The sequence below is a fragment of the Nocardiopsis chromatogenes YIM 90109 genome (assembly GCF_000341185.1).
Taxonomy (GTDB): Bacteria; Actinomycetota; Actinomycetes; order Streptosporangiales; family Streptosporangiaceae; genus Nocardiopsis_A; species Nocardiopsis_A chromatogenes.
Genome location: NZ_ANBH01000200.1, coordinates 1 through 2,488, shown reverse-complemented (window position 1 = coordinate 2,488; position 2,488 = coordinate 1). Strand labels below are relative to the sequence as shown.

1 pseudogene is annotated in these 2,488 nt (G+C 68.0%); it reads right to left on the bottom strand.

The features are described from left to right. Positions 1-2,488: pseudogene (locus tag D476_RS0119365) on the bottom strand (type IV secretion protein Rhs); the annotation flags it as partial.

The following is a 2,488-nucleotide window of genomic DNA, read 5'->3' as shown; positions in this document are numbered from 1 at the left end:
AGCTCCTGGTCACCGTCCTCGGAGTTGCGGCGCACCATGTTGCCCGCCTCGTCGTACTCGTACGTCGAGACGCTCTCGCCCTCATGGCCGCTCTGGTCGACCCGCGCCACACCGTGTCCCGGGCCGCCGCTCTCCGCCGTCCCGGTGTAAGCGCGGTCAGTCGTCCCGCCCGGGGTGCGCTTGGTCTCGCTGACCCGGTTCCCGGACTCGTCGTAGGTGTAGGAATCCCAGTAGGGCGCCGCGCCGCCGAGAGTGTCGGTGCTCGGGGCCTGAGAACAGGCGCTCTCGCCCGTGGCGTTCGGAGTCCAGGCCTCGGTCAGGCGCTGCAGGTGGTCGTACTGGAAGCACTGCACATCCGAAGGCCGTTCCTTGTCGGTGGGCTCATCGCGGATGGACAGGATATTGCCCGCGTCGTTGTAGTCGTAGAACTGCGTGGTCAGCGACCCCGCCCCGCCCTCGTGGACCATGCTGGCCTTCGCCAGTCGGTCGGTCGCCTCGTCGTAGACACGGGTCACCCAGGTCGACTCTGATCCGCTCGTGCCACGGTCGAACGCACGCTGAAGCAGGTCGCCGGTCTTGGAGTACAACGCCTCCTGGACGATGGTGGACGACCCGGTGAGCATGTCGGCCTGACCGATGTCGTCATATCCCGGCTGGACGACCTCCATGGACAGACCGCCTGCCGCCGGCATCCGCGTCGAACGCAGACTCCCGTCCGGGTTGTAGGCGTACAGGTACCGATACGTGCCCGCCAGCCCTTCCTCGCTCTCCGGGATGGTGACGTCCCTGGCCCGGACTCGGTTCATACGGTCATAGCCGAGGATCTTCGTGGTGTAGGCGTTCCCGTCGACGTAGCGGGTCGAAGAGGTCTGCTGCCCCTTGGCAACGGTGTCGTAGGTCCACTCCGCGCGCAGCGCACCGTCGGGGCCGTCGTCGCGCCGCTCGGTCTCCCGGCCCAGCGCGTCATAACCGGTGTAGAGGGTCCGCCCCCGCGCGTCCGTGGTGGTCACCAGCCGGTCGGCGGCGTCGTAGGTGAAGGTGGTCCGCCCGGTGTCGGGGTCGGTCTCCTCGACCTTCCGGCCCGCGAGGTCGTAGGTGTACTCCCAGGTGTTGCCGCCGGGGTCGGTGATCGTGGCGACCTCGTCGTTCTTGGCGTGGGTGTAGGTGGTTGCGTCGTACTCCCCGACCGGCTCGCGGCCGTGGTGGGTCCGCTTCTCGGTCGTGCGGCCGCGCGCATCGGTGATGGTGGTGGTGCCTGTGCCGCCCTCGGGCTCGGTGACGAGGGTGCGGTCCCCCAAGTACTCGGTGCTGGTGCGCCACTGCTCCTCGCCACGGGCGACGTGCACCGAGGCGGTCGCGCGGCCGGCGCCGTCGTACTTGGTCTCGGTCTGCCGGGGGATCTCGTCGTGGTTGTTGACGATGAACAGGTCCCCGGAGGGCTCCTGTTCGTTGTAGTACGTGTCGCGCTCGATCACGGTGTTGCCGCGGCTGTCGTGGAACACATCGGTGATCCGGCGCCCTCCGCCGGTCGCCGGCGACTGCGTCTGGCGCTTGCGCAGCAGGCCGTCGTAGATCTCGTACGAGGTGACGTAGTCAGCGTCGGCGTTGAGGGTCTTGGTGACCACCGCGGCGGGCGCGTCCTTGGCCACGTGGTACTCGAAGGCCATGCTCGGGCGGGGATTGTTGGCCTTGGGCCGGTCCGGCAGCCAGACCTGGGTGAGCCGCCCGAAGGCGTCATAGGTGAGATCCGCGCGGTTGCCGTTGGCGTCGATCTCGGCGACGGGGTTCCCGCGCAGGTCGTGCTCGGTCTTCTTGGTGTGTCCGAGCGCGTTCGTCACCGTGGTGGTGGTCGGAGTGCCGCCCGCCACGTCGGAGGCGTACTCGGTGGTCGTCGTGTTGCCGAGCGCGTCGGTCGAGGTGAGCGCACGCCCGTAGGAGTCGTAGGTCGTCTCCCCGGTCATCTGGTACTGCGGCTTGCCGTCCGCATAGTCGTCGACACGCTCGGTGGTGGTGGGCAGGCCCGCGGTGGGCGCGTCCCCATAGGGCTTACCGTCGAAGTGCGTGCGCACGTCGCTGATCACATCGGCGGGCTTGTCGGCGGTGTCGGCATCGGCGCAGGCCACGTCGAGCGTCTGCACCCGCGAGACCGTCTTCATGATCCAGGCATCGGTGTTGCGGTTGTAGGTGGTCAGCGTGCACCGGTCATCCGACGCGTCGTTGATGTCGCTCTCGTCGTGGGTCTCGACGACGTATCCGTGCTCGTCGAATGTGTTGGTGGTGCGGGTGGTGCGCCAGCCGTCCGCGCCGTCCTTGCCCAGAGCGGTGTAGGTCTCGCTGGACTTGGTCTTGATGATGTGGGCTTGGAGGGTGCCCCAGGAGTACTCGCGCTCGGCGGTCTCCTTCTTCCAGGGCTCGCTGATGGTCTTGGACACCACCGCGCCGTCGGGGCCGTTGCGGGTGATGACCTCGCGAGTCTGGCCGTTGAACT